The sequence below is a fragment of the Jannaschia sp. L-14R genome (assembly GCF_056857695.1).
This window is the reverse complement of the sequence record NZ_JBSXNP010000009.1, coordinates 558,945-581,656: the sequence shown is the minus strand read 5'-3', so window position 1 is coordinate 581,656 and position 22,712 is coordinate 558,945. Positions and strand designations below refer to the sequence as shown.

Genomic DNA, 22,712 nt, shown 5'->3' with positions numbered 1-22,712 from the left:
CATGACCACGACCTTTTACGATCATTGGCGCGACGTGCCCGTGGGCACCTGGCGCTGGCCGAACTTCAGCCCGGCCGAGATCGCCTGTCGGGGCACCGGCAAGCTGCTCATCAACGAGCCCGCTCTCGACAAGCTGCAGGCGCTGCGCGACCGGCTGGGCAGACCCCTGATCGTCCGTTCGGGCTATCGCAGCCCTGAGCACAACCGCGCCGTCGGCGGTGCCAAACGTTCGAAGCACATGGAGGGCGCCGCCTTCGACATCGCGATGTCAAACCATGATCCGGTTGCCTTCGAGGCGGCGGCACGGGAGGTCGGTTTCCTCGGCTTAGGCTTCTATCCGCGATCCGGGTTCATGCATGTCGATCTTGGCCCGGCGCGGCAGTGGGGTGAGCGGTTCCCCATCCGGGCGACGGCTTTCGCCGAGGAAACCCAGCCCGCGCGCGAGGTCTTGGCCGATAGCCGCACCATGAAAGGTGGCGGAGCGGCCGGAGTGGCGGCGCTGGGTGCGGCAGGCGTGGAGGTGGCGCAGCAGGTGCTGTCTGAAACTCAGGAGGCGATCCTTCCACTCGTCCCGTATCTCGATACGCTCCGCTGGGTGTTCATCGCCGTGGCACTCGTGGGCGTCGCGGTCACGATCTACGCCCGGCTCGACGACTGGAAGCGGGGGCGGCGATGATCGGCGACCTCCTCGCCACACTCGCCGGATCGGCATTTGCAAGCAGGGCGCTCCGCTACGGCGTCGCCGCCTTCGCGATCCTTCTATTCTTGCTGGACCTGCGCCGCTCCGGCGAGCGCGCTGGTCGCCTGGCGGAACGCCTACACACCAGGGAGAAAGCCAATGAAGTTCAGCGAAGGATGCTGGAGGCTGCGGCTCGCCGTCCTCGCAATCGCAACGAGCTGGTTGACCGGTTGCGGGACGGCGGGTTTTGAAGCTGGCGGCGTGGCAGCGTGTCCGCCGGTCGTCGAATACAGCAGGGAGTTTCAGGCGCGGGCGGCCGAAGAATTGGCGATGCTGCCGGATGGATCGGCAATCATCGAAATGATCGGCGACTACGCGGTGATGCGGGACCAGGCACGGGTATGCTAGTGCTTGACCTTCACCGTTGAGGAATTTTGCCGAACTGACGAAATCTGAGCTTTCCCGACACACGCTGGATATCGAACGCAACCCAGGAAACGGCCGTAAGGACCACTGCGTTCGACAAGCCAGCCATCTTCGCATTCCGTGCAGGTAGGATAGCTGGCGCCGCAACCACATCGAACCTCGGAAGTTCCATCTACGTGGCGTGGCAGGGCCGTTCCGCAGGATGGACAGGCAGGCAATAGGTTTCCGCAGTGCTGGACATGCTCGCAGCGATACCAGATGCGACCGTCCTTGCCGGTCACACCCAGTAAACGCCCGCCGCATTCGCCGCAGACTTGGGCTTCGGGTTCAGCCCCGGGGGCTGTCGAAATCCCATAGGCTGGGTCTTTCCGAAGCTCGGTCACGAAAGACGACGGCCGCGCGTTCGAGGCGAGTATTGTCAGCGTGTGGCGGGCTCGGGTCATCGCGACATACATCACGCGCCGCTCCTCGGCGTTTTGGAACGCCTCATCTTCCGGCGATACCAGAGACAGGAGGGGGTCATCGACGATCTCTGATGGGAATCCGGTGCGCCCGCTGTCGGCGTTAAGCAGGATGACGTGGTCAGCCTCCAGACCCTTGGACGCATGGATGGTCCTGAAGCTGATCTTCAGCCTTGAAAAGTGTCGCCTAAGAACCCGCAGGTCTGGCTCAACGAAGCGGTATCGGCCGAGAAGCAGCACCGTCGTAGGCTTCGCCTCCGGCGCCACAGAGGCGGACAAGGCGGCAAGCACCTCAGACAGTTTCCTTTCATCCTCGCCCTTGGACACAGTCACGATCCTGATGGCGGGTTCGGTCGCGGTCCCGGCCGGGACGATCTGCTTTTGAATCTGGGCCGGGTTCCGCAGAACGAAGGTTCGGGCGGCGAAGGCGATCTGATCGACCGACCGGAAGGTGCGCCCGAGATCGACGGTCCGGTGCACGCTAGCCTCACCATCGAAGCTGCCGCCAAACTCTCGCCCAAAATGACGCATCAGATGGATATCGGACCCTGCGAAGCGGAAGATCGACTGCCAGTCGTCACCAACGGCGAAGACGCGCACATCCGGATGCTGAGCCTTCAGCGCCTTAACCAACCGGGCTCGGCTTTGAGAGATGTCCTGGAACTCGTCGACCAAGATGTGGCGGAACGGACTCTTGTAGCGGCCGGTTTCAGCATAGTGGGCGGCGCGCAGGATCATGTCCTCGAAGTCGATCCGGCCACCGAGGCGCTTCTGGTATTCTTCGAAAACCGGCGCGAAGACGTCGAGGAACGCTCGGGCGCGCTTGCCCAGCTTCATCTGTTCGGATTTGGTCTCGCAGTCCTGCAAGCTGTATCCACCGCTTTTGAACTTGCGCAGGAAGGTTCCAAGCATTTTCGAGAAATCGTCGACCTGCTTTAACTCAACGATCCGGTCATAGATCGTGTCGACCGGTCGGGGTTTCAGGGTGACATGGGGTGCCAGCTTTTCGGCAAGCCCGGTCAGCAGCCGCCCTTCCTGCCGCTCATAGCTATAGGTCTCGATCAGGCTGGTGTCATGCTCGGCGTGGACTTGCCGCTTCCATTCCATGCCAGCCAGGTATTCGTCGCGGTCGACGAAGGGCGCCGTAATCAGCCGCTCGCTGCCGTCTGTCATCTTCTGGCGGCGCACCCCGAAATGCTCAATATAGATGCCGCTCTCGACGAGGCGGAAATCCGGCTGGTAGTCACGTCTTCCGGTTTTGGCGATCTTGTGTTCGTAAACCGGCTCGTACTCGTATTCGACGCCGTTCTCATACAGCCAATTGGCGATCTGCAGCTCTTCGTAACTCTTGACCTTTTCGCCCTGCAGCGTGCGCAGGTCCTGGGTTTCCATGTGGGTGTAGAAGTCGTGTTTGGTCTGGAAGTCCCATTCGGTCTTCGGTTCGACCAGAAAATGCGCGAAGAATTGGATGATCGCCCTCGACACCTCTGACAACTGGTGGACCAGGTCCTTCAGAATCTGCTTGATCAGGTTGGTGAAGGCCATGTCGTCGGTGGCATGGTCGGCCAAGGCGGGCTTCGACCCTTCCACGATGCCGATGATGTCGTAGGCAATCGCGTGGAAGGTTCGCGCGACGATGGGCACGCCGGATCGGGCCTCGACCCGTTCCGACATCTCCTCCGCCGCATTCTTCGCGAAGGCCAGAAGCAGAATTTCTTCTGGCTGGCGGATGCCAGCCGTGACGAGGTAGGCAGCCTTGGCGGTGATGACGCTGGTCTTTCCGGAGCCCGCCCCAGCGAGGACGAGCGTCGCATCCTCATCGACAACAACCGAGAGGCGCTGTTCCGGCGTCAGCGGCTTGCTTTCGATGGTGTCGAAAAACTCCTTCCAGCGGTCCAGTTCAGCGGCGACGAACACCGCTATTCCATTTGCCCGCAACGCGCGCGGGTCAGCTGCGAATTCTCGGACGGGCACAATGCGCTCGACGGCCACGGGGCCGATGGCTTCGGCATTCAGTTTCGACAGCAGTGAAGCATCCAGTGCTCGGGCGTCGTCCAGCAAGGGCGCGACCGCACACGCGGCAGGGTAACGGGACGGCGCTGTCAGCGACTGAACTCCTGCGAAGATATTGTCCAAGCGCGCCGCTTCCTTTTTCAACGCGGCTAGATTGAAGCGGACCCATGCTTTCTTGAGATCTTCTGAAAACGCGCTGGCTTCCCGATATTCAGCCCACTTCAGGATGACGTTGTCATCAGTTTCAGTCTTAATAGTCAGCGTTGCGCCGAAAATTCCCTTCTTGATTGCCGGTGAGCACGTCACTGACTGCATCGAAATCTTCGCCGTTCGATTTCGCCAATTAGCTCTTAGCTCATCGCCGTGGAGTTCTAAGCTGCGCACGGACCTTCCGAGCGGATCGGTAAAGAGTGCTAGAAATGGTCTATTATATAATTGAATCAATACACTGAACCTTACAGTCCTATAGTTGGGCTACAGAACAAGGTTTAAGTCTCTGACGTGCCATGATTGCTGCAGTCGATCACGCCGCCATACGACGGATGATTGACGCAACATAGCTATCGCGCTGATCCTCCATGAAGAGCACATGTATGTCTTCCAGTTCCTCGATCGTTTTTCCCCAGTTCAGTTTTCCGAAGCGTGTCGGAGTGACGATAAAGCTGTTCAGTATGACATTCTCACTGGCCAGCCTCGCCTGGATGCCCTTTATGACTTGATGGAACTCGATCTTCTTGTGGCCAGGGCCTTCATGCTGGAGGCCATGAGGCTCGACGAAAGCCAAGTGCTGCCTACCGTCTTTCACGAGCCATAGGAGGAAGTCGGGATAGAAATTTCCTGCCTCAAAGAAGCCGACGCCACGTCCACGGCTCTCGTTGCGAAGCAAGAACAGTTCAATTCCTTCAGCAGCCAGCCGCGCTTGATCCCTTTCGATAAAGAGGCGCAGATCATCAAGAAATTGGAATTCGCTCTCATTCAATGAAACCGGTGCAATCTGGATTTTGCTTCCTTTGGCCGCATGTAGCACGGGCTCGTACAGATGCGTGCCAAACAGGCAACCTTTCAGGTCGCCAACACGCAAAATCCCGGCCTTTCGAGTCGCTATCTCGCCGGTAAGGTTCTGGATGTCGTTAATCAGCGCAGTCTCACTGGCATCGACGATTAGCTGGTACTCGTCAGCTTCAGGCAGGCTTCCGTCACCGGCTTCGATCTCACGGAGTTCAAGACGTGGCTCGATAAAGGCTGCCTTGCAGTAGTTGTAGTATTCTTCCGAGAATTTCTGCAGTAGCTCCGCCGCCATCTCCTGCCAGAGCGCGACGTTCCCAAAATCCGAGAAATTCATCTTTCCTGAAGGCACGACGACCTTGTACCAGGTCCGGTCAGTGAGCAGCGTTTTGATCATGGACTTGGAAATGTTGAGATTGTGCCAGGTGCGCTCACGCTTGAATTTCTCAAGCCGGAAGAACAGGTCCTCGTAGTCAAGGAAGTTCAGGTGAGCGTCCTCGAAAACGGCCTCCTCCTTGGTGCCCAGCTTGGTGCCCTTCTTGGACTCGAGAGATTGGATTCGGGGATACCAATCTATCGCGACGCCCTTTTGGCGTATCTTTTCTGGAATCATCGTCAGGGCCGGCACAGCGCCGTCCCTCTTGAAATCGTACTCGCGCCCGTCACCCCGTTTCTTTCGGGGACGAAGTACCTTGAGCCGTTGCCCGAAGTCGTATGTGACCGTCAACGGAACTGTGAAGACTTGCTTCTGATCATTGCGGGGGAGCTCTTCCTCTTCGAGGAACTTTCGGAACCGCTCCATGAAGTCGGCCTCGATCCCGAAGACATTTAGGGTCTCGACGTACTGGATGAGTTCCGGTTGATGAGCGGGTGTGGCGAAGCCGCTGCGCTGGAGCGACCAGTCAAACCCCTTCAGCCGGACGCCGCGCCCGAACAGCTGGATGATCTGCGCGCCTTCGCTCTTGCCGACATGCATGAGACCAAGGGTGCTGACGCGCCAGCAATCCCAACCCTCGACAAAGCGCTTGGAACCGATGAGCAGATTGACGGGGGAACTGGATAGGTTGATTTGCCCGAACATCGTTTCGGCAAACTCGGATTCCTGGACTGCGACGTTGTCGAACTCCTGCTCAGCAATATGGGTCGCCAAGCCAGATGCGTCGCCGACGTTGATGAGCCCGAACGGCTTCTCGGCCTGTCCAACGCGAAGCATTATTTCATTCTCGTCGCCCTTGATCCGGGCAATCGACAACTCACCACCGGCCCGGTTCTGAAATAGCTTTTCGAGGATGTCGCGAAACAGGTCGGCGGGCTTCCAGCCCTCCCTAAGCATGAGCTGCTGAAGATAGACAAATCCTCCGGCAAAGATGTCGCCGCCGTTTTCGTCGAGAAGACCGGTTTCTTCGGCGTTGCCAGCAAGGATCCGTTCGATCTCGGCGATCGACGTTCCCTCGCTCTTCAGGAACTTAGCGATGAAGGCGAGAATTTTACCTACGTCAGAGACTGTGGCCTTTTCGGCCTTGGTTCCGGTGGCCTTGGTCACACTAGAGCCAACGAAAACCCACAGCGGTTTTTCGATGTTGTAGGGCGCGTAGACACCATGCCTGTCCTCATAGAGCTTGAGCTGCTGGTAGAAGCTCAAAAGGCACGCTGTCAGATAAGAAAACTCCAGCTGAGAGAAGGTCCTCGGAAGGTTGAAGATGCGGTAGTCCTTGCCGTAACCGTCCTCGTAAAAATACCTATACGAATAGTCGAACAGGATCGTCTTTGCATAGGACGCTTCAATTTCGGGACGCTTTGCGGCTGTAACAGCCTCCTTCAGCGTCGCCGAATACTCGAAGACGAAACCCTTCTCCGATAGGCGGGCACGGCTTCGGAACCATCCGCGCTCTTCTTGACTTCCCATCCCGCGATGTGCTTCGTCGACAAGCAGCAGGTTTTGGTCGCCCAGATTGCGCGTCGCAATGACGTTGGGCCCGTCGGTGTCACCAAGCTTTGTCACCTCGGTGTAGTCCACCTGGCGCAGCCCATTCTTGCCCGAGGAAAGTAGATCGCCGCTGTCCGTCAGCAGGCGCGACGCGACGATGTTGCTGCCTTTCATCTCGCGGGCGTGTTGCAGCGAAAGCTGCTCGTTGGGCGTGATCAAAACAGTCCGCGTCAGGTCGTGCTTGAGCGGCGATTTCGACGCGTAGTGCCGGAATTGCAGGAAATTAACGTGCATCAGCAGCGTCTTCCCCGAACCCGTGGCGTTCTGCAGGCAGAGCTTGTTCAGGTCGTCGTGCTCATACGGCGTAATGCCTGTCACATATCCTTCGCCAGTCCAGTACGCGTCGAACGCATCGACGTAGTCGTTCAGCGCATCAAGCATCGCGGAGCGGTCGGCGAAGAACCGGTCGAGATAAATCTCGGCGAAGAGCAGCGAGAGCCACTGGTAGTACTTCCAGACGATCGGACGGTCGCGCTTCTCGTTGATCGCCAGCGTGTGGCTGACGATGTTGTGCTCATAGCGCAGCAGGTCGGCCCGCGTGATCTGAGCCCCTTCCTGTAGGTGCAGGTCCAACGCCTTGTAGAAGTGGTGCAGGTTCTCGGACGTCATGCCCTCCGGCGCGTCCTTCACGGTCTTGGCCAGTGGCTGCATGGGACGAAGGGTGCGCTTGCCGTCCTTGTGGTCCTTCAACGGATCGAAACCGAAGAGGCTGACGATCCACTGGTTGAGCACCAACTTGTGGCCGAATGGGATTTGTTTGGGTTTGGGCTTTCTTGCCATCGCTTAGCCCTCCACGTCCCACATCGCCTGATGGAATGCTTCCTCGAGCAGGCGCACCTTCCATGTCTCCTCGTCCCGGCGGAGGTTGGGCAGGTTGTTGGAGCCGTTCACGTAGATCACGTCGAATTCAGTGTCCTGCGCCGAGAGGCGGTACTTCCGGAACCACTCGTCCAGCATCAGGTTGTCCTTCTCGAGATCGCCAGTCAGCTTGCGCCAGACGACCAGCGCCTTCTCGCGGTCGTTGTGATCGCCTGGGGTGCGCAGGGTGTAGCCCTCGACCTTGCGGAAGCGCCAGGCGCCGTCGTCCGTCTCCTTGAGCGCGCCGTCGAGCATCAGCCGGGTGTTCGTGTCGCCCGGCAGCTCGGGATCAACCTCGCGCTTGAATGCTGCGTCATAGCCGCGCCAACGGTCCAGATGCTCGACATGCAGGCCGATCAGCCAGTTGAACGTCTCGACCAGATCAACGGCCTTCTCGGCATACTCGTCCGTGCCCGGCTTCTTGATCTTCAGCTTGTAGGCGGTCGGATCGTCGAACCATTCGATGTTCAGGAGCGAGGGGCTGCCCTTGGTCTCGAAGTCGAGCCAGTAGCGTAGCATGTAGTCGCGCCCAAATGGCTGATCTGCTCTAGGCAATCTCGGAGAGCTGAGGAAAGTGAGATTGTTCAAGCAGTCTTCGTAGGTTTCCAAGCGAAGGTACTTGAAGGCGTGACTTATGCTGTCGCGTGTGACTGGTTTTCCATCCTGCCAAGATGAGGAGTAGGCGGCCTTTTCCACTCTATACCTAGTAACGGCATCAAAATAACCTCCCATTTCGGAAAGAAGATACTTCCTTTTACCATCGTCGTGTCGATTCAGCGCAATGACAGCGTGCGCCGTTGTCCCAGACCCTGCGAAAAAGTCTGCAATCAGTGCCTGCTTGTCTCCACCTACAATGCAATGCAAAGTGTCACGCGTCGCATACAAGGACTTAGGATAGCCGAATGCCTTTCGGCCACCCATCATTGCCTTGAGTAGGTTTGTGCCATGTGAGGATCCGTCGTAAGATGGCTGGCTCCAAACAGTCTTTGGCTTTCTGCCATCCTTTATTCGATCCTTGAGCTGTACTGAAAACTCTCCCCCATTCTTCTTGACTACAAATTCTCCGGACGCCGTCGCTTCAAGGATCTTCGACCGGTCTGACCACCGCCAGACCCGACGCTCACCATCGCTGTCAACTGGCATTATCGGGATCCAGCTATTCCGTCGTCTCTGCGTGAATTCCTCGAGGGACAGCTCAACAGCATCTGATGTTGCTTTATCCCACAAAAAATACGATTTGGCCTCGTACTCAGCTGGGTAGGGCTTTGAGCGCTCTCCTCCAACCGCAACTATCTCGCTTGTCGCATCATCGTATATCAGACAGAATTCTGAATTTGGCCGGTCGTCAGGTGTCGAAAGCCCCCCGCTTCGGCGAAACGGAAGCAGTCGATATGCAGATGTTTCGTCCTCGAACTTGAAATCGCCAGCCTGCTCGTCTGTAAGTTCTTGGTTCTGGATTTTCAATCTCTCAGGGGCTTTTGCAAAAAATAGCGCGTAGTCATGAGAGGTGGCGAAGAAGCTGCTTATTCCACGTCCTCTTGGATTGGTCTCGACAACAACATTGCCAATAAACGCGCCCTCTCCCCAGGCCCCATCCATCATCATCTTTAACCGGTAGAGCTCCTCGTCATCGATAGTCACTACAAGGCCTCCATCAGAAGACAGCAGGTCTCGGCATTCCCCGGCTGTATTTAGGAGCATGGACAGCCAGGATGAGTGTTTGTAGTTGTTTTTGTAGACAAACGTTTCTTCCGATGTGTTGTATGGGGGGTCATTATAAATACACTTAATTTGCTCCGCGTATTTTTTTAAGGCCCCCTTTGAGGAATGGCTGTTATTGGAGTGAATCAGAATTCCGTCTATCGATTCATCGACCATATCAATTTTCGATAGCACGGCATCTTTAAATTCAGGGCTGAAGAATGCCGTATCGACAAATAAGCCACCATTATCTTTCAAGAACTGTTCAGAAAGCGAATCTTGGAATCCATCTAGTTCATCAATGCAGAAAAGGTCGATCCAATCCTTTCGCTGTGCCTCATTCGCTGCGATCTCCGGATAGAATTCCTCCGGGATGCGGTCGAGCGTGATGCAGTACTGGGTGTCGACGACGAATTTCTTCTTTAGCCACAACCGCTTTTGGAAGTCCTCGAGCTGGGCCAGGAAGTCGATCAGATGCTGCGCGATGCGGCGCAGCACCTTGACCTTGGCCAGGTAGGCTTCCACCCGCGGCGCATCGGCGGACTCGATGTCGTCCAGCCGCATGACCTCGTTCTTGATGTAGAAGTCCAGCTCGCGCCGGAGGAACCCGCCCAGATCCTTGTGGATGAAGTAGTCCATCGTGTTCCGGCCCGTGTACTGGGCCAAGTACTTTTCCAGAAGCGTGCGGTCCTTTTCGGCCTCGGTCGGCGCCGGGGTCATCAGCGCGGTCACGTAGTCGTCGGCGCTGTCCAGTTCGGGCAGCAGCGCCTTCACCTTGTCTGCCGCCTCGCCGAGGCGCTTCTTGCGCCAGGTGCCGTCCTGGCCGGTCTTTTCGGGGTCCGGGCGGTACTGGAACTGGATCACCAGCTCCGGTTCGCCGGTGTCGCCCGTCTCGATCTTTACCGGCTCCGGCTCGTGGATGATGAAGTAGCGTTCAGTCTGCTCCGACGCCTTGACGTTGTTGTGCTCGCCCTCGGACGCCGAAACGATCCGGCAGTGGACCTTCAACGGTTTCTGTTCGAACAGCGCGCCGTGCTTGTCCCGGAATTCTTTCGCCTGCGTCGGATCGAAGGTGAAGTTGGTCAGATACTCGGACGTCTTGATGTAGTATTGGTCGCGGTTGGCCCAGTGCAGGTAGACCTCGCGCCCGTCATAGGGGACGGCATAGGGGGCCGCCTTGCCATCCGTCTCGCGCGCGAAGTAGCGGCGGCTCATGAAATCGCCGTTGTCGTAGTAGCGCTCGAAGAAGCGGTAGAGGTGGTCGTAGACGTCGCCCTCGTTGCTGCCGCTGTCCTTGGCCGCGTCCCAGGCCGCCTTGGCTTCCTTCACTTTCGGAGCGGCATCCGGATCGGGTGCGCCGAATTCCTCTGCCTGCTTGTGCGCGGCCTCGTAGGCGGCCTTCGCCTGCTCGACCCTGGCGCCATCCGCCTCGCCGAAGGCGTTGCGAATGATGCCCAGCAGGTCCTCTTCGAGAAACTTGGTCACCTGACCAGCCTTCGCATGCATGATGCGATAGAAGCCGAAGTCCAGGTCGGGCTGGTCGAGCTGGAACAGCTCCTTCAGCAGGCTGATCAGGCGTTCTCGTTGTTTCTCGACGTTCGGCATGTGACGGGTTTCTCCTGCGTTCTGTTGGCTCACACGACCGCCCAGCGGACGGCGAAGAGCTCTTGTTTGCTGATATCCTGTTGGAGGCGGGCTTCCAGGTCCGAGATCATCTGATCACGCTCGTCGATGATCTCGTCCTCCACCTCGAAAATGCGTTGGCGGAGCCGACGCTTGGATTTCTCCAGGCCCTGAATCTGCATCTGGATCCGGTGCTGATCCTCGGGGGACTCGGCCGTTCGCGCCTCACGCTTGAGTTCAAGGATCCGCGCCTTTGCGTCCTTCAATTCTTTCTCGGCGGCGAAGACCTTGTCTTCGGCCCACCTTTCGAGCTTCTGGCTCTCGGCCGAGAACCACTCCGCGTTCTGGCGCTTCAGAGCGTCGGTCACAGCTTGTTCGCGTGTCGCGAGCGGACCCTCCAATCGGGAGTTTTCCGTGGTCGCCACTCGGCCAGTGATGCGGCAGGGCATGTCGAAAAGGCGCCGAACGACATCTTCTTCGATCAGCTCGCCCTCATCGGTCATCGCCGCGAACAGGATGTGGTCCTGCGCATCGAAGCCTGAAAAGCTGAGGCAGCGTGCAGCGAGGATTCCGCCGCGCCCCACAAGCGGTTCGATGCTGACGGCCTTGGCTGGCCATGCTGAGTAATCGAATGCCAAAGAGGCTACTTCGAGGGTTCGGCCCTTGGCGCGCTCGATGACATGCTGCGCCAGCGGGTGACCCAAACGGTATCTGTGTTCGCTAAGACCGTTCTTGGCGATCCCATAGCCTCCAGCGGGCACAGCAAGCCCACCTGGCGGCTCCTTCAGCGTGAAGGTGAGGTGTTCGTCATCGAACTGAGCTCGGTCGCGGAGCTCATGCCGCGTCACCGCCCAGAGCATCTTCTCGTATCGCCCGATGTACTCTTTGCTCTTGTCGAGATTGATCTTCAGGCGGTCATGCACCTCGGCGTCGAAGTTCTCCAGCAGCTTTCGCCGAGTGTCCTCCATAGCAGCGCTGATATTCTCATCCATTTCGCCCCGAAGCTGGGAGAACTCGGCCTCGATTTCTTCTGACGTACGACAATTTTGGTAAATGGAGACGATCCGCTTCTCGAATTCGACCCCAGACTCAATAGATCCCAGGACCTCATCCGAGGCGCCAAACACGCCAGAGAATAACTGAAACTTCTCGGCCAGGAGCTCGTAAACACGTTGGTCCGCCGCATTGTTCCTGTTCAAGAAATTGACAACGACTACATCATATAGCTGGCCATAGCGGTGGCATCGACCGATCCGTTGCTCGATCCGCTGAGGGTTCCACGGTAGATCATAGTTGACCACTATCGAACAGAACTGAAGGTTGATGCCTTCCGCGGCGGCCTCCGTCGCGATCATGATCGAGGCCTGTTCACGGAAATGCTCGACCAATGCGGCACGCATGTCGGCAGTGCGTGAGCCCGTAACTCGGTCGCTGCCTTTGTGTTTCTCGAGCCAGGCTTCATAGATCGCCTTGGATTCAGCGTCGTTGTTGGATCCGTTGAAGAGAACGAGCTGATCGCCGAGGTCATTGTCGGATAGCAGGCGGACTAGATATTCTTGGGTGCGGCGCGATTCTGTGAAGATTATAGCCTTCTGCGCGGCGCCAAGTTCTTGTGTCTTGGCGAAGCCTGCTCTCAGCGCGCTCAGAAGTGCTTGACCTTTCGCGTTCTCAGAAATGGAAACCGCGAGGTCGCGAAATTCGCGTAGGTCGAAGATTTCCGTCTTGATCGCGTTCACATCTTCTGGGGACAGCAATTCGGTCTGATCATTGCCTTCCGGCCACTCGTCAGCCAGCTCGTCGAACTCCTCATAGTCTTCCGCGAGTTCCTCCTCGAGCTTACTCCGGAGGTCCGTGTCTTGCTTGAGTTGTCGCTCGAGCTTCCTCGCAAGGGAGTCGAGAGCACCTGCGATGGCGAAAGTTGAGGATGCGAGCAGCTTCCGCATGATCAGCGTCATGAGGGTTCGCTGCGATGACGGCAACGCGTGAAGAGAGGGCCTCCGCAGGTACTCCGAAACCATTTCATAGAGAGCTTGTTCGGCCTCTGTCGGCACAAACTCCTGCGTGATGGGAATTCGATTTGTATAGCGGATGTATTCGAGCACCTGGCGACGGAGAGTGCGATGGCAGACCGCTTGCAGTCGCTGCTTAAGTTCTTCGAACTGATCATCACCCGTCAGTCGCGCGTACTTGGCTCTAAAGCTCTTGGCGTCACCGAAGGTGAAGTCATCGATAAGACTGACGAGACCGTACAATTCCATCAGCGAGTTCTGCAGAGGCGTGGCTGTCAATAGAATCTTGGGCGCGTTTATGAGTGCACCCTTCAGAGTGCGTCCAATCCGATTGTCTGGTCGGTACACGTTCCTGAGGCGATGCGCCTCGTCAATTACCACCAAATCCCAAGGAATGACCAACAAATCTTCGGCGTGCCGCGCTGCGAATTGAAAAGAGCAGATTACAAGGCGCTGCTGATCGAATGGATTTCGCGCGCCGTTCTTGAGCATCTTCTTATAATTCTTCGCTTCCAGAATAAGTGTCGGAAGGAAGAACTTTTCCTCAACTTCTTGCGACCATTGCTTCCGCAGGCTTGCAGGCGTGATAATCAAAATCCGGCGTTTTCCCTCAGCCCATTTCTGGGCGAGGACCAATCCAGCTTCAATGGTTTTGCCAAGGCCCACCTCGTCAGCCAAGATCGCCCCTTTCGAGAGCGGTGACTTGAACGCAAACAGTGCTGCTTCAACCTGGTGAGGATTGAGGTCTACCTGCGCGTCCAACAGTGCGCCTGCGAGTTTCTCACTGTCGGCAACGGAATGCCGCTTGCTGAGTTCATACGCAAATAGCTTGGCGTGATATTCTGTGACCAAATCAGCTCTCCGGAACCTGAATGGCAGGACCGAAGGCACTGCCGACGGATGACATGTGGAGACTAACTTGGTCTCGATTGAGAAGCACAACCTGTTGATCCTGCGGCTTTCTTGCGCCTGGGGCAGTATCCAGTCCTAGTCGTCTAAGAGCATAGTAGAGCAGAGCGCGCCGAACCTTGATCTTCGCCCTGCCATCGCGCATCCCATAGTCTAGCGCGATCACCTTCTTCTGGTTTTCGGAGAGTTCAGGGTGGGGGGCAATCTCAAGCGTGACGTGCTCTTGCCAATCGGCATCGGCCGCATCCGTGGTTTCGCTGGCTTCTATACCCCGTGTCTGGAGGATGCGCGAAAGCAGGAAGTCCTTGAAAACTTCGTCGGTTTTACAGAACGCCCGGGTGTGCCATCGGAAGCCATCGAACCCAATGGCGTGAGGCGCGATCCAACGCCAGCTTGGCTCGGGTCGCGAGAGGGACTGATACTTGACCTCGATAGCCTCGGCTCTGCGGATCGCACCGACAACAGATCGCAGTGTCACGGGGTTCACACCACGGGCCGGAGTGGGCGCGGCGTCATAGGCTGGTAGTTCAGCAATCCATGCGTCGTCGCTGTCCATGAGACCGTCAGCCAGAGATCGAAGCTGTGCTAGGTAGCGGCTAGCATCTGGTTTCAGGAACTGAGCAACATAATCGGGACCTCGGACGTACGTCCGCGCACTCTTGTCGTAGACCATGTTGTCCGGAGCCAGACCGATATAGCGGTTCAGGTCGGCGGACGCTTGGTTCACCGAAAGTCCAAACTGCTCCATCAAATCGCTGCGGTTCACATGCCCCTCCCAAAACAATCGGAACTCGATGAACTCGAGGCGCTGTGCGACCCCCCAACGAAGCTCCGACTTGCTGTTGTCCACTTCGCACTCCCGACTCGGCGCGCATGATTAATGTACGCGCCCATTTTTTGTGCTCATTGCACGCTAGCGGGGAGTCGTATCGGGTTCAATCGAAATCCTTCGATTTTTCGGGGGTTTGCTCGAATGAATGGGACCGGACCGCTAGTGGTGAGGCAGGCGTGCCGGGCAACACACTTTGTTCTTTAGGATCAAGCGTAACTGGCGGCATTCGTGCCGTTCAGCTAATCTGACTGCTTCGACCAGTTCCTGGAACGTGCTGAACTTGTCTGCCTCCAGTTTTTCATATCGTTGCGTGAATTGCTGTCTGTGATGCGCGTTGTTTCCATCGGGGCTCGATCGGGATCATTTCATCAATACCGGCCGGCATCCCACTGCCGAAAGCGAGCTCTCGAACATCCACCGCGATGACCTCAAGCGTTGGACGCTCTTCAGTCATGAGCACGAACTCGTTAATCTTTCCAGGTAGACAGTCCCTAGAAGCGGGGTAGACGAGCGCCAATTGTTTGCACCGGTAGCGAGCGGCGTAGGCGTTCATCTGATACGCGTCGCCGCTCGACACGCCGGAGTTTGCTTCGCCGAGATCTAGGCGCTTCCATTTGGCGTCAAGAATGGCGACGGTCTCAACTTCGCTCTGAATGGTGATGTCGGGGCGCAGCTGGAAGCCCGCCGTCGCGAGGTTCTTCACAGGGCTTTGCAGTCCCACAGAAAGGCGACCACCATCCTGCGTCTGACAGGCATGCCGGATGCGCAGTCCGAGAACCGCCTCAAAGAGCTTCTCCATGTTGAACAGCAGCGCCGAACCAGCAGCGTCGCCGGTGCGAACATCCGGATAGAGGCCTGAGAGTAGCCAGCGGGCCCGCGCAAATACTGGTTCCCAGTGCCGGATGGTCCGGTCAAGGCGGAGACCGTCGATGTCGCGAGCCCTGATCCTAATATCGCTAACCTCGTCAAAGCGGTGCAGGAACGCCGTCACCATCGCGCGGGTCCGCGAGCTCAACGCGAATCCGAGAAGGATCCGGAGTACGCCCTTCAGCGCTTGATTGTATGGGTTATCGATGCTGCGTTCGTCAAAGCGACAAAGCAGATGAGAGCGGTCGAATGCGTTCGAACGGAGATGCTCCGTCAGCTCGAGCCGTCCGCGGATGGCATTGAGGTTCTCCGTCCTTTCCGAATAACGGGCAATGGCCCCGCCGCGCAGCGCGGATTTCACCTGGCTGCAGAAATCCTCGATGAAGACGTCCAGTAGGTGGCTGTGCTGTTGCCCGAGGCCGGCATCGCCCACGCGCTTCGATCCGAGCTCTCCAGCACGAGCAAGCATGGCTACCAGAAGGCCCCGCATGTCATCGCTGCTATCGCTGCCATGGTCGATTTTGGGAAGTACCTCGATCGCCAGCTGCTCGGTTTGCAGGACCCCGCAGAACGGCCCGAACTTCAGCGTGCGGTGGCCCCACGCGAGGGCTCCCGCTGGCTGACGTCCTGCGAGTTTCGCTATGCCTTCTGCCTCAAGCTCGCTGATCTCGCCGGCTGGACCGATGCTGACGCCTTCCCTCTCTCGGAAGGTCAGGCGCCTCATTCTGGTGGCTCGTAGATCTTGCGGATTGCGTCCGGTGTGATGTCGTCTTCCCGAATTACCACGAACGCCTCACCGTCCCCGATTTCGGCCGGGTCGGCCTTTGGAAAGAGAAGGGCAGCACTCTGCGTGCGCGCCCGGACCAATTGCAGCTCCTCCTCCACGGCCTGGTCGGCGAGGACGTATCGGATTTGCCGCCAGTCGTCATAAAAGGCCTCCTGCAGGAAGGGCAGAATCTCCCGGGCAAAGACACGGCGCAGTTCGTCGAACGACTTCACATGGTAGAAGTAGCTGTGGCCTAGGGTCTGGTCGCGATGCAGAAGGCGGGACAGGCGGGCATTCATAGCTTGCAGAAGCTGACGCAGATCGATCGCGTTGCCCTCGCCATCGTCGATCGAGTCAAGGAGTTCCGGCTTCGCCGTAAGCTCTTCGAACCGGAAACGGCGCCGCAGGGCGCTGTCGAGAAGAGCGATGGATCGGTCCGCAGTGTTCATGGTGCCGATCACGTCGACATTGACGGGGACGCCAAAACGCTCGCCGGAGTACGGAAGCGTCACTTCCAGACCCTTGCAGTTCGCCAATCGGTTTCCTGAGGCGTCAGTGCGGATCCGCTTGTCCACCTCCACAAGCGTGATCAGCTCGCCGAAGACCTTGGCGGTATTCCCGCGATTGATCTCGTCGATGAAGAGGGCGAACCGCTTGTCCGGTGCGACGCGTGCTCGATCGCAAAGCCGCTTCAGCACCCCCGGCCGCACCTCGTAGGTGACGGTGCCATTCTCCGTGATAGGGCGAATTCCCTCTACGAAGTCCTCGTACGCGTAGCTCTGATGAAACGTCACAAACTCGAAGCGATCTCCGGTCTCGCCCTCGTATCGCGGCAGATAGTCGTTCTTCAGGCGATACGTTTTGCCAGTACCCGGAGGGCCGTAGAGAATAAGGTTCTGGGGCGGCGCTAGTTTCTTGGAAGACGCGTCTCCGGTTCCGGCGCCATCCCTTGGCTTAGTAGCGCCGGAAACGATCGGCGGCAGAGCTTTCCAGAGGCGCTCCAAGGTCCGGGCCGCCTTTGACTTGATCTCGATCCCGGAAGACTGCGGGTTCCATTCCTGGCCGGGTTCGCGGCTCTGCAGTTCTTCCAGAGGGACGATCTGGTCCGTTGTTGCATCGCGTACGGAGTCGAACGCCACGTCAACGAAACGCGTCGTCTCGCCGGCGTCGGCGCGGGCTTGTTGCCAGTGCTCGGCTTCATAAGGTGCGCGCGTGACCTTTCCGACTGCCACGACGCCTTTCGGAGGGTTTCCGGTACGGACAAGAAAGACGCGGTCGCCCTCGCGCGGCTTGCTCGAGCTGCAGCGCCAACGGTTGTCAGCTTTCTCTCCATTGATGGTTGTGGCGCGGTCGGTCGCGAGCGTATCCCAGTTCCATTTGGAAGGGTTCCAGCTGAGGAGCCAGTTCTTCGACTGGTTCTTCCACTGAGCCTTGAACTCTTCCTGATAGAAATCGATGTCCGCGCCATGCTCGTCTTCAAGCCGACGGCGCAGTTCGAGCAAGGCACGGTCGATATCGACAGTGCTCCACTTCCGGATTTCTTTCTCTGGCGTGTCTCCGAAGCCGGCGAGGATCTGGCGCTTGTCTCCCTCGGAGCTGATCCGCTCGAAAGTGTCGGGAAACAGCAAGTGTGGTAGGATGTGGATTAGTTGTCGTTTCCTTGCTTCGGGAAGGCTACTCAGCCAGCTTGAAAATGCCCATGGGTCCTTGAGAAGCGATCTACGCTCCAACTCTTCTCGCTGCGTAAAGTCTCGCAAAGCACCAATCAAAAAGCCGATCTCAAGCCAACGGTAGGTATTGAAGGCGACCCCGCCCGAGCCAATACCCTCGAGCACCTGGTCTGAAAGCAGTGCGCTGTCCGCACTGAGGTCTTCGCCAGACCACGACCAAATCGTGCGTACATTCTCCCGTTTCTTTGCAGCCCCAATGTTGGAAGGGAAAAGAAGCATAATCCACAAAAGCTCAGCCATTAGCTGACGGCACCCATTGGTGCCTTCGGATAGCTGTGCTTTCAGCTTCGAGAGGAAGTCTCCTTCCCCTGCGTCGAGGTTGTTTACGAAGCGTTGGTCCAGCTCGTCTAGAAAGGTGCGGGTCCACAATTCTTCTTTATCGGAAAGAACTGACAACCCGCTCGCAAGGGATCTCTCGCTCCACTTCTGGGCCGCGTTATAGATCGGGTCGACATAATGGTTGGGATTGTACTTCGACAAACTCGACGATTCCTCTTCCGATTAATGAGCTGCGTTCATTTCGTGTTTCCCGCCAAGGCTCGCACTCCCGACTCGGAGCGCATGATAAATGTACGCGCCCATTTTTTGTGCTCTCCGCACGCTAGCGGGCAGTCGTGTTGGGTTCAATCGAAATCCTGCGATGTTTCGGGGGTTTGCTCGAGTGAACAGAACCGGACCGCTAGCGGCGAAGCAGGCGTGCCGAGCCCGCGCTTCCTCGGCACGCCTGCGAATATCGCCGCCGCTGTGCGGCCGCGCGGCCGGCGAAAACTCAAGCCAGCCTGGTGGGCTCCGAGCGGGTTCGCCGCCATCCCCACCGCCGCGCTCGATCCGGCCCACAGTCCGGCGTCTCCTGCGGTCCCCGCGCTTATCGGGTCCGGGTCCCCATTGGATCGGCCGGCTGGTTATTCCACCTCGGCAGGCACCACCGACTCCATCTCGGCAATGGTCTGAAACTCGGACAGGAACTCAGGGCGCGTCTGCATCAGATACCGCACCACGCGCGCGTTCCCGAGTAGCTTGGCGACGTAGCCGCGGAGCACAGTCAGCTGAAGATGGTCCTGGCCGTAGGTGTCTTGGATCTGGGTGATCCCTTCCTGCAGCCGGGCAAGCTCCTTTTCCATTCGAGCGACAGCCTGAGGCGTCACGCCCTTGATGCGTTTGGGCTTGTTCGCCTCAACCAGCTGCGTCTGCGGAGTCCCGGCGAGGATCGCCGAGACATAGGCGACGGAGTAGTTGTTGGCGTTCACCATAAGCTCGGCGGCTTCGATCTGTCGCAAGGGGATCATCTTGCGCAGCGTGGTAAACACAGCCGCAGTGCAGGCCTTGTCCTTCAGGATCGCGACGGCTTCTGGGCAAATGCCGTCGAGCAGCTTGACCTTACGTTGGATGCTGCGCGGATTGAGATCCAGCGCCGCCGCGATCTTCTCCTCCGGAACACCGCGCTCGATCGCCTTCAGTATCATCCGATGCTCCTGAATCGGAGCGATACGGCTGATGCGCTTGTTGTAGGTAAAGGCCTCGTCGTCGGTCGACACAAGGCATTCGACGTGCTCCCGGCCTAGATCCTTCAGGACTTCGATCCGGACATGCCCGTCGAGCAGCAGCCAGCTGCCGCTGGCATCCCCGTTTCGCGCAACCACCGGCGGCTCGACCAATCCGATCTCCCGGATCGACGCTGTGATCTGGGTGTATTTCCGGCTGGACTTGATCGACTTGCTCAGAACCCTGACCGGCAGGATGTCCGCGACCGGGATGGTGACGCAATCGTTCTCGAAACCGAGTTGAACCTTCTTGATCATGGCGCAGCTCCCTCGGTGAGGGATTCCTGCAGGTAGCCGGGCATGGTTTCCAGGCCTTCCGCGCGCAGCAGCGTCACGAAATGATCGTCCTCGAGGAGAGTCCGGAATGCCTGGCAGATGAACAGCAGCCGTCCCTGCGTCAGTTCCGCTTTCTTGATCAGAAGCTTCTGACGGTCGGCCTCCTTCTGGTAGGCACGCACCAACGCCTCGCTCGTCAGCGGCCTGCGGTTGCGGCCGTCGCGCCCATATTGTTTGGGATGGATTTTCTTTCCACGTGCCTCGCGCTGTTCGATCAAGCGCCGGGCAGCAGCGAGTTTCTTCCCTCGCAGTTTTTTCTGCGTGTAGGCGTCCATCAGCGCACGCTGCGCGCCCTCGGCATCGGTCTTCGATATATCGATGGCGAGGTTCAGGGGGAGCAGGCCGGTTTCGACGGCCGTGACCAGTCGCTCTTCGCCGCGCTCCAAGAGGCCAGCAATCATTCCGACATAATCCGGTGAGACGCCGATCTTGTCGCCAATCTGTCGGTCGTTGTAGCCGCGTTCGCGAAGAGTGCCGATCTCTCGCATCAGATCGATTGGGCGATGCTGGCGACGCGCGCAATTCTCGACGAGGCTCATCACCAGGCAGTCGGACTCATCGGCATCGATGACAATGGCCGGGATGGCTGTCTGCTTCAGCTCGACGAAGGCCTCGAGCCGACCCTGGCCGCAGACCAGATCATACTCCTGCGGATCTGTGTCGGTGCGGCGGGTCACGGTGATTGGGCGTTTCAGACCGATCTTGGCAATGTTCTCCACCATGTCCGCAAACGTCCTGGGGTTTCGGACCCGCGGATTGAGAACCCGAATGCGGTCGGTTGGGACCAAGGTGACTTCCGTTTGGTGAGTTTCTTCCGCGCTTTTGGCCATCATGCCACCTCCGTCACCTTCGCCCGCCCGGCGAGGACGTAGAAATCGTCAAGTGTTTCAGTTCGATAGGCATCGAGCCACAGGCCGTTCTGCTCGGCCATCTTCAACTGCGCGTCGGTCATGTCGATGCTGGGCAGAAGGTAGAAATCGCGCGCCGCGTCGTTGGTCTCGTTCATCCGCACCGCAATCGTGATGTCCGGAACGAGGCCGGTGTCGAGCCGGATGTGCCAGCGCAAGGATCCAGCTGCCGTTGCCTGGCAGCGGGCCAGAACGACCGACACCGTGAATTCGTCATTCACGCGCAACAGCTGAGTGTCGGGGGCCTGCACCACGCGACCGCCCTGGGCGGCCACGCCCTCGATGATCTCCTCAACGACCTGGGGGTGGGCCGCGCGCAGCGCCTTGTTGATCTCGATGTAGCGGTAGTCCCGCTCAGGCTCATAGCCAATGAGCTGGTACGCGCGCAGCAGGCTGCCGAAGCGGCTGCGGTAGGCGCTGGACGAGGGCAGATCGTTCTCTTCGTCGATGATCAGACCGGACAGCGTGCCCTGCCGTTTCAGGATCGCCCGCAGGGCGTCGAGCAGTTCCTCGTCCGTGAAATGGCGACTGCGCGCATCCACGATCTCCCGGGCGCGCAGGAATAGCGCCTTGTCGACGATGGCCGGATAGGCGCCTTCGGCCCGGATCCACATATCCCGCGGGTTCACGACGCGGCGCTGCTTCAGCTTGAACGATACCTTGTTGAAGACGTTGTTCCCGATGTATTTTTCGTTAGTCAGCACCTGATGGACAGACGCCCGGGTCCACGGCCGGTCGAGATCGGTGCGATGCCCTTCGGCGTTCAGAACTTCGGCAATCTCGCGTTCGGGACGCCCCTCATTCACGAACATCTCGTACATGCGCTGGACGACCCGCTGTTCTGCCTCGGGGCCGGGCACCAGGATCACCCGGTCGGTCTGCAGGCTCTTCTGCTCGCCGCGCGACAGCTCCCCTTTGGCGTTGCCGTGCTCGTCGATCAACACCCGTCGCAGCCCGTAGCCCGCTGCGCCGCCCTGGCGATAGCCGAGTTCCACCAAGCGGCATTGCCCGGCAAAGACCTTCACCGACAGCTCGCGGCTGTATTCGCCGGCCATCACGCGTTTGACGGTCTTCAGCAGGTTGGAGCCGATGCTGCCGTCGTTTTCGAACTGCTCACCGCAGTAGTGCACACGGATTCCGGCACGGGAGCAGACATGCTCGTGATAGGCGCCTTCGTCCGCATCTTGAAACCGGCCCCAGCGGCTGACGTCATAGACAAGGATCGCCTTGAAATCGGCGTGACCGGATTGGACTTCGGCCATCAGGTTTTGCAGTGCCTCGCGGCCGTCGAGCCGTAATCCCGACCGGCCGGAGTCCTCAAACGTGCGCAGAATGGTCAGGCCACGAGCCTCGGCATAGCTGCGAATGACATCGAGCTGGTTCTCGGTGGAGTACTTCTGGTGATCGGTCGACATTCGCACGTAGGCGACGGCCGGCACATCCTTCTCAGGCGGCGCGTCGCTCGTGTCCGAAGGGGTCGTCCAACGACCGCTCACATCCGTATCTCCTCATTATTCCAGGCAAATCCATCGCTCCCGTCGGAATCAACGGCTGAATTCTTCGCGTCCATGTAAAGCGAAGGAGGGTGGAATGTCGTTTCCGAAAAAGGGCAAGTTCTTTCCAAGGGAAAACGGATATAATGGAAAAGCGGAGCAGCCCACGAATGGCGGCTTCGTTGAAGAAATCGCGGCTGCTTTGAAACGGTCGCTTGGAGATAGTCGGGCGGGCGTAAAGACCGTGGCGGCCTGGACGGGGGCCAACGAGAAAACGGTGAAGAACTGGTTCTCGGGCACCTACGGTCCGAGCGGTGCGCACCTGATCGCGCTGGCGCGCCACTCCGACGAGGTGCTCTCCACGTTCTTGGCCATGGCGGGACGCGAGGATCTGATGGTGGCCATCAAGCTCTCGACGGCCGAAAATGCGATTTCGGATCTACTTGATGCGGTGCGTAGGCTTGGTAGTGACGACCCAAGCAACTGATTTAGCGAACGATTTGCAGAACACTTACCTGTATTTCCTAGCTAGACAACGCTTTGCGATTGTGGATGGCGCTCGAAAAAT

At 58.4% G+C, this 22,712-nt stretch carries 13 protein-coding genes; 3 read left to right on the top strand and 10 right to left on the bottom strand.

What is annotated here, in order from left to right:
• Position 1 precedes the first annotated feature (1 nt).
• A complete protein-coding gene (locus AC13C2_RS07235; RefSeq protein ID WP_482886359.1) occupies positions 2-676 on the top strand; it encodes a YcbK family protein in 675 nt (224 codons plus the stop codon).
• Between the two features lie 162 nt (positions 677-838).
• A complete protein-coding gene (locus tag AC13C2_RS07230; protein WP_482886358.1) occupies positions 839-1,087 on the top strand; it encodes a hypothetical protein in 249 nt (82 codons plus the stop codon).
• On the opposite strand, the gene AC13C2_RS07225 is transcribed toward AC13C2_RS07230, so the two are convergent.
• The 10 genes from AC13C2_RS07225 to AC13C2_RS07180 form a co-directional block, all read right to left on the bottom strand.
• The gene (locus AC13C2_RS07225) at positions 1,084-3,894 is read right to left on the bottom strand and encodes a UvrD-helicase domain-containing protein (RefSeq protein WP_482886357.1); all 2,811 of its coding nucleotides are present in this window, start codon (positions 3,892-3,894) and stop codon (positions 1,084-1,086) included. The genes AC13C2_RS07230 and AC13C2_RS07225 overlap by 4 nt on opposite strands.
• Positions 3,895-4,102: 208 nt before the next feature.
• Entirely contained in the window at positions 4,103-7,351 is a 3,249-nt protein-coding gene (locus AC13C2_RS07220) for a DEAD/DEAH box helicase (RefSeq protein ID WP_482886356.1), read from the bottom strand.
• A gap of 3 nt (positions 7,352-7,354) precedes the next feature.
• Complete coding sequence (locus tag AC13C2_RS07215; protein WP_482886355.1) at positions 7,355-10,735, bottom strand: site-specific DNA-methyltransferase; 3,381 nt, start codon at positions 10,733-10,735, stop codon at positions 7,355-7,357.
• Between the two features lie 29 nt (positions 10,736-10,764).
• Positions 10,765-13,614: an SNF2-related protein gene (locus AC13C2_RS07210; RefSeq protein WP_482886354.1), complete on the bottom strand. Its 2,850-nt coding sequence runs from the start codon at positions 13,612-13,614 to the stop codon at positions 10,765-10,767.
• 1 nt (position 13,615) lies between these two features.
• Positions 13,616-14,521 (bottom strand): BrxR family helix-turn-helix transcriptional regulator, encoded by a 906-nt coding sequence (locus tag AC13C2_RS07205; protein WP_482886353.1) that lies wholly within the window; start codon positions 14,519-14,521, stop codon positions 13,616-13,618.
• A 280-nt stretch (positions 14,522-14,801) separates the two neighbouring features.
• Positions 14,802-16,094: an McrC family protein gene (locus AC13C2_RS07200; RefSeq protein ID WP_482886352.1), complete on the bottom strand. Its 1,293-nt coding sequence runs from the start codon at positions 16,092-16,094 to the stop codon at positions 14,802-14,804.
• A complete protein-coding gene (locus AC13C2_RS07195; protein WP_482886351.1) occupies positions 16,091-18,346 on the bottom strand; it encodes an AAA family ATPase in 2,256 nt (751 codons plus the stop codon). Before AC13C2_RS07195 ends, AC13C2_RS07200 begins: the two co-directional genes overlap by 4 nt.
• 422 nt (positions 18,347-18,768) lie before the next feature.
• Positions 18,769-19,665 (bottom strand): plasmid partitioning protein RepB C-terminal domain-containing protein, encoded by an 897-nt coding sequence (locus tag AC13C2_RS07190; RefSeq protein WP_482886350.1) that lies wholly within the window; start codon positions 19,663-19,665, stop codon positions 18,769-18,771.
• The gene (locus AC13C2_RS07185) at positions 19,662-20,576 is read right to left on the bottom strand and encodes a plasmid partitioning protein RepB C-terminal domain-containing protein (RefSeq protein WP_482886349.1); all 915 of its coding nucleotides are present in this window, start codon (positions 20,574-20,576) and stop codon (positions 19,662-19,664) included. Before AC13C2_RS07185 ends, AC13C2_RS07190 begins: the two co-directional genes overlap by 4 nt.
• Positions 20,573-22,090 (bottom strand): recombinase family protein, encoded by a 1,518-nt coding sequence (locus tag AC13C2_RS07180; protein WP_482886519.1) that lies wholly within the window; start codon positions 22,088-22,090, stop codon positions 20,573-20,575. The genes AC13C2_RS07185 and AC13C2_RS07180 overlap by 4 nt, the downstream gene beginning before the upstream one ends.
• 151 nt (positions 22,091-22,241) lie before the next feature.
• Between AC13C2_RS07180 and AC13C2_RS07175 the strand changes: the two genes are divergently transcribed.
• Positions 22,242-22,631 carry a hypothetical protein gene (locus AC13C2_RS07175; RefSeq protein WP_482886348.1) on the top strand — a complete coding sequence of 130 codons (390 nt, stop codon included), beginning with the start codon at positions 22,242-22,244 and terminating at the stop codon, positions 22,629-22,631.
• The last annotated feature ends 81 nt before the right edge of the window (positions 22,632-22,712 follow it).